Annotated in this window: 7 protein-coding genes; 3 read left to right on the forward strand and 4 right to left on the reverse strand. The window is 60.6% G+C overall.

What is annotated here, in order from left to right; translation table 11 throughout:
- Positions 1–444: MFS transporter (locus A2J01_RS25425; protein WP_156519405.1), on the reverse strand; the 444-nt coding region annotated here is incomplete at its 3' end.
- 71 nt (positions 445–515) lie between these two features.
- Between A2J01_RS25425 and A2J01_RS25430 the strand changes: the two genes are divergently transcribed.
- Together A2J01_RS25430 and A2J01_RS25435 are read left to right on the forward strand one after the other, a co-directional pair.
- On the forward strand, positions 516–1,487 hold the full coding sequence (locus tag A2J01_RS25430; protein ID WP_064113853.1) for a GlxA family transcriptional regulator: 972 nt from the start codon (positions 516–518) through the stop codon (positions 1,485–1,487).
- Positions 1,488–1,517: 30 nt separating this feature from the next.
- Positions 1,518–1,895 (forward strand): DUF5313 family protein, encoded by a 378-nt coding sequence (locus tag A2J01_RS25435; RefSeq protein WP_003943558.1) that lies wholly within the window; start codon positions 1,518–1,520, stop codon positions 1,893–1,895.
- 7 nt (positions 1,896–1,902) lie between these two features.
- On the opposite strand, the gene A2J01_RS25440 is transcribed toward A2J01_RS25435, so the two are convergent.
- The 3 genes from A2J01_RS25440 to A2J01_RS25445 all read right to left on the reverse strand — a co-directional run bounded on the left by A2J01_RS25440 (position 1,903) and on the right by A2J01_RS25445 (position 4,554).
- Positions 1,903–3,354 (reverse strand): oleate hydratase, encoded by a 1,452-nt coding sequence (locus A2J01_RS25440; RefSeq protein ID WP_331715338.1) that lies wholly within the window; start codon positions 3,352–3,354, stop codon positions 1,903–1,905.
- The gene (locus tag A2J01_RS37380; RefSeq protein WP_331715339.1) at positions 3,312–3,581 is read right to left on the reverse strand and encodes an oleate hydratase; all 270 of its coding nucleotides are present in this window, start codon (positions 3,579–3,581) and stop codon (positions 3,312–3,314) included. Before A2J01_RS37380 ends, A2J01_RS25440 begins: the two co-directional genes overlap by 43 nt.
- A 94-nt stretch (positions 3,582–3,675) precedes the next feature.
- Entirely contained in the window at positions 3,676–4,554 is an 879-nt protein-coding gene (locus tag A2J01_RS25445; protein ID WP_231915906.1) for a TetR family transcriptional regulator, read from the reverse strand.
- Positions 4,555–4,717: 163 nt separating this feature from the next.
- On the opposite strand from A2J01_RS25445, the gene A2J01_RS25450 reads away from it, so the two are divergent.
- Positions 4,718–5,543 (forward strand): cyclase family protein (locus A2J01_RS25450; protein ID WP_064113854.1); only part of this gene is annotated, 826 nt, incomplete at its 3' end.

Below are 5,543 nucleotides of genomic sequence, written 5' to 3' on the forward strand. Positions count from 1 at the left end.
ACGCTTCTCGACGAACCAGCGATCGACGACGGTGGCGACAAACGCCAGCGCCATCGAACCGGTACCGAGACCGACGAAGACACCCCACAGCAGAATGAGCTGCCAACTCGAGGTCATGAAGATGGTGAGACCACTGCCGAGCGAGATGAGCGCCAACGCCGAGGTGACGACCGCCCGGATACCGAACCTCTCCATCAAGGCAGCAGCGAACGGCGAGGTCAACCCGTACAGAATCAGGTTGACCGAGACGGCCGCCGAGATGCTGGCGCGCGACCACCCGAAATCTTCGTGCAGCGGATCGATCAGCACCGATGGGGCAGCGCGGAAGCTCGCCGCACCGACCAACGCCAGGAATGCCACGATCGCGACGGACCAGGCGCGGTGAAAGCGCGGCGGGCTCACCTGCTGTTGGCCTGATTCGGGGAGAGCGGTCTCAGAAGTCACAGAGAGAATTCTGCAGTTCGGATTCGATCGAGAACAGTGGCCAGATTGCCAATATATGAAAGAATCAAGCCATGTCTGGTCCGCATCGCGTCGTCGTACTGGCTCTGAATGGAGTCATCCCCTTCGAACTCGGCATCCCGGCGCGCATCTTCGGACGTGCCCTCGACGTCGAGGATCGGCCGCTGTACGAGATCCTGACGTGCACCGTCGACGGCAATCCCGTGCAGACCGACGCAGACTTCAGCATCTCGGTCGACCACGGGAGCGAGTTGCTCGCCACCGCCGACACCGTCGTCATCCCCGCGTCGTACGAGTTGGGTCCGGCCTACGAAGACGGTTACCTCTCCCCCGAATTGGCCGCGGCATTCGAACACATCCGCCCGGGGACCCGGCTGGTCTCGATCTGCACCGGTTCGTACATCCTCGCCGCGGCCGGTTTGCTCGACGGACTCCGCGCCACGACGCACTGGCGTAACACCGACCATTTCCAGCGTGTCTATCCCAAGGTGAACGTGGATCCGGACGTGCTGTTCGTCGACGAAGGCCACATCCTGACCTCGGCCGGGGTGGCGTCGGGAGTCGACCTCTGCCTGCATATCGTCAGGCGTGACCACGGCATGGAAGTGGCGAACACCGTCGCGAGGCGTTGCGTCGTACCGCCGTGGCGCGACGGTGGTCAAGCTCAGTACATCCGACGCCCCCTGGCCGACAAGCCTTCGGAAACGACTGCCGACGCTCGGCACTGGGCCCTCGAACATCTCGACGACCCGATCACCCTGGCGGACCTGGCGACGCGCGCCAACATGAGCGTCCGCACGTTCAGCCGTCGATTCCGCGACGAAGTCGGAACCACACCGAACCGCTGGTTGACCAGCAGACGCGTCGATCGGGCGCGGGAACTACTGGAGGAATCCGATCTGTCGATCGATGCGATTGCTGCTCGAACCGGCTTCGGGACTGCGACATCCATGCGTCAACACATGAACGAGGCCCTCGGCGTTTCACCGAGCGCCTACCGACGCACGTTCAAGGCACCGGTGTAAGCGGCAGTACCAGGCACTATCCTGGATGCCATGGCCGAACAGACTCGCCCGAACTTTCCTCAGTACTGCGGATACCTCCTGGGGAAGACGCTCCCCGACCGGTATCAGGACTGGGTACGGAACGATCTCGTCGGCCCGGGCGCCCAGGCCCGCTACATCATCCGCTTCACCGTGCCGGCGACGCTGATCCTTCTGCTGTTCCTCTTGATCCCGGGACCGATCTGGATTCCCTTGGCCATGATGGCCTTGTTGCTCATCCCGCTCGCGTACTTCGTCGTGGCGCTCGGGACCATCTACCGCCGTCACCGCCTGCTGAGCCACGGACTCGATCCCGAACTGCTCGACGAGAAGGCCCAGCGCCGTGCCGATCGCACTCGCGAGGACTACGAGAAGCGGCACGGTCGCTGAGCACCCCTCAGCGGAACATCGTCACTGCGGCCTTGGCGAGGACCTTCGGATCCTTCTCGTAGTGATGCATCTTGGTGAGCTTGTCTTCTGGAATCCCCAGGAACTTGTAGACGGCTACCTGAGCGCAGCGCACCGAGTACTGCTCGGTGAACACCATGTCGAACGGCAGCTCCGCGAACTGACTGATGAACGCCAGGTTCTTGGAGTGCTTCGGCACCACCAGCGGCCGGTCGCCGACGGCGCGCCGATTGAACAGCGCACTGGCGTAAGGCATATGGCTGGGAATCGAATTCACGACGCTGTCCATAATCTCTTGTCGACGCGCGGCGAGCGCACCGCTCTCGTCGAGCGCCTCGAGGTGTCCGAGCGTCTCTTCCAGCATTTCCCGCCCGGTCATCTCGATGAACGGCTTCTTCACGTAGTCGCCGTCCTTGCGCGGGAACAGACAGTAACCCCAGAAGACTCCTTCGTTCTCCTTCTGCGCGTGGTAGTGCGGCTGATGGTGGACCACGATCGAGAGAAGCACGTTCGAGTCCACGAATGTGTTGAGCGCATTTCCGGGGAGCTGCTTGGTGATTCGGGAAATCTCGTTGATGAGCTCGTGTGACGAAGTGGTGACGGTGAAGCTGGTCCACTCACTCTGCGCCCGGTCCCCGAAGAACTTGTCGGGATTCCCGAGATCGTAGAAATGCTCGGTGGCCTGCTTCCACAGCAGCGCACTCGGTGCGTATCTCATGTCTTCGACGATCGGCGTGTCGAGATCGCCGATCGAAGAACTGTCGGTGATGCTGCCGTTGGTGTCGAAGACGAAATCGCCCTCCGCCACGTCGATTCTGCCCTTCTCACCGGTGCGGACGTTTTCGTAATCGAGTCCCGTCACGATGATCTCGTCTCGTAGCGGGGTGTCCTTGAACACGAACTCCGTGATCTTCAGTTCGTTGACGAACTTCACGCCCTTGCCTTCGAGGAAGGCCCGCATCGGCAAGATGATACTCTCGTACTGGTTGTACGGGGATCTGGTGACACCGGCAAGAGTTTGAATGCGACTGAACTCGAGAATCATTCGGTTCATGTACCGGCTCAGCTCCATCGCCGAACTCACCCGCTTGAAAGCAAATGTGGTCTCCCACATGTACCAGAAGTTGGTGGTGAAGAAGTGCGGAGTGTCCTCGAACCACTGCTCGATACTGATGTCGTCGAGTTTTGCCTCGTCCGACTCCGGCATCGTCATCAGCTTCGTCAACAAGTACCGATCCTTGTTGTCGAATTGCATGTGCTTGTAGTCGTTTTCACCCTTGTTGCGAATGCCGTCGCGATCGATCAATCGTGCGACGTCGTGCGTCGGATGTGCGTGGTCGAAATCGAGAATGTCATCCGTCACCGATTTTCCCGGGTTGTCCAGCGACGGAACCACACTCAGCACGTCCCAGAGGTTCTCATAGGTCTCCTCGTTGAGCATGCGACCGCCACGATTGATGAAACCCGCGTCGTTACCGAGTTCGCGATGGCCGTACTGGTGCTGAACGTAGCGGCAGATTCGCCGTCGTTCGCTCCGTGCATGTCCAGGCCCATGATGGTGATGTCCTCACCGTTCCACTCACCGTCTCGAATCAGATAGACGGCAGCCGAGAGGTTTCCGATGCCGGCACCGATCATGTAGGCCTTGTGAGACAGATTGGAAGACATTGGGTTTCGTTCCTTACTCGAGTCGCGGTACGGATACCTTCCAAGCATGGACCCCTTTGCCCGCAGGCGCATCACCCGAACCGGATGACGTCCGTCACGGTCGCTGAAGGCGCACCAGATCCAGTGCAAAACGCGCGTAGTCGCGTGCAATTTCCTCGGGCGTTTGTGGTCCGCTCGGCCGATACCATTGCGCGACAGAGACACACATCACGACGATTGCACGCGCGGCCTGTCTCGGCCGATCCGTCCCGAACACACCGGCGGCGATTCCGTCGTCGACCTGCTTCGTCATCAACCATTGCTGGTAGTTGCGTGATTCCGTGATGCGCAACCTGTTCTCGGCTGTGAGACTGCGCATTTCGCTGGCACCGAGAAATCCTTGATCACGCCGATAGATATGGAACAAGGTCACACATTCGACGAGGAAAGCCAGCCTTTCGGAGGGACTTTCGCCCTCGTCGATTGCCGCCAACGATCGCGTGTTGAGTTCATCCATGGTGAGGTCGAGAATTTCGGCCAACATCTGCTGCTTGCTGGAATAGTGGTGGTACAGACCTGGAACACTCATCTGCGCACGTTTGGCGATCTCACGCATCGCAGCACCGTGATATCCGGTCTTCACCATCTCCGCGAGCGCGGCCGCCAACACCGGATCGAACGAACTCGGGCCGAACCTTCGCCACTCGTTCGGGCGAAAATGTGCGTCCGGGTCGGCGTCGTCGCCTCCCCATCGCGGCTGTTCCGGCGGACGCACTATCGCAGCCGGGAGCAGAGCGTCGAAACGCACTCCGAGAATCCCGCCGATTGCCGCCAACCGGTCGACGCTGACTCTGGCCTTTCCGGTCTCGACAGCGCTGAGGGTAGCCGGGCTGACATCGAGACGCCTGGCCAATTCACGCAGCGAGAGCCCGCTGTGACGCCGCGCTTGCCGGATCGACGCTCCGATCAGGACGGCATTCTCGAATTCGGTCACAGTGTTCAGTATTCCCGAACATTGGATTTCCAACAATGCGATGACCACGGCAATCGGTGAACCTGTTGACTACTGATTATCGGCCTGAACATGATGTGGATCACAAAGACCCAGGTCCGCCCGAGCGATCGTTCGGTGTCGGTAGCGAGAGGATCGAATCACCATGACCGAGGCGCCATATCTTCGAGAACTCCTGCGCGACGCACCCAGCAACTGGGGCAAGTGGGGAGAGTCCGACGAGGTCGGTTCACTGAACTACCTCGACGCCGGACAGGTGCTTCGTGGCGTCGGAACCATCAAGCAGGGTTCCGTGTTCACACTCCAACGTCTTATCGGCGATCCCAAGGGTGATCCGGTCTGGCCGGGCCGGAGCCCCGCCGAGCGCACACAGATCTTCGACGAGAGCAGCTGGGACGGCGACGACGCCCCCAACTTCCCCGGCGGCCTGCATTACGCGGACGACAAGATCGACGCGTTCCTGCAGGGCTCGACGCAGTACGACGCACTCGGCCACGTGTGGTACGACGGCGCCCTGTGGAACGGATACTCCGCTGATACCACTGTCGGCGGCCTGGAGAAGGCCAGCGTCGAACCGATTGCCGACCGCGGCGTCGTCGGACGCGCAGTACTTCTCGACATGGCGAAGTTCCGCGGCAAGGAAAACCTCGACAAGGCCGAAACCTTCACGCACCATGATCTTTTGGCCTGTGCCGAAGCGCAGGGCGTCACCATCGAGAAGCGTGACATTCTCGTCATCCGCACCAACTTCCTCAAGCTGTTCTTCGACCAGGGCGAAGCCTTCTACGAGGGCTTCTGCGAGCCCGGCCTGATCTACAGCCCCGAACTCGTCCAGTGGTTCCAGGACATGGAGATTCCGAACCTCGTCACCGACACCATTGCCAACGAGGTCACCACCGACCCCGAAAACGGTGTGGCACTGGTTCTCCACAACGCATTGATGCGCAACCTCGGAGTGGTATTCACCGAGA

The organism is Rhodococcus sp. EPR-134, from assembly GCF_001647205.1.
GTDB classification, from domain to species: Bacteria; Actinomycetota; Actinomycetes; order Mycobacteriales; family Mycobacteriaceae; genus Rhodococcus_F; species Rhodococcus_F qingshengii.

Excerpts from the sequence above, each read along its gene's own strand:
- A2J01_RS37380 (WP_331715339.1), bottom strand. The coding sequence starts at position 3,581 with ATGTCTTCCAATCTGTCTCACAAGGCCTACATGATCGGTGCCGGCATC.
- A2J01_RS25430 (WP_064113853.1), top strand. The coding sequence starts at position 516 with ATGTCTGGTCCGCATCGCGTCGTCGTACTGGCTCTGAATGGAGTCATC.
- A2J01_RS25440 (WP_331715338.1), bottom strand. The coding sequence starts at position 3,354 with ATGCTCAACGAGGAGACCTATGAGAACCTCTGGGACGTGCTGAGTGTG.
- A2J01_RS25435 (WP_003943558.1), top strand. The coding sequence starts at position 1,518 with ATGGCCGAACAGACTCGCCCGAACTTTCCTCAGTACTGCGGATACCTC.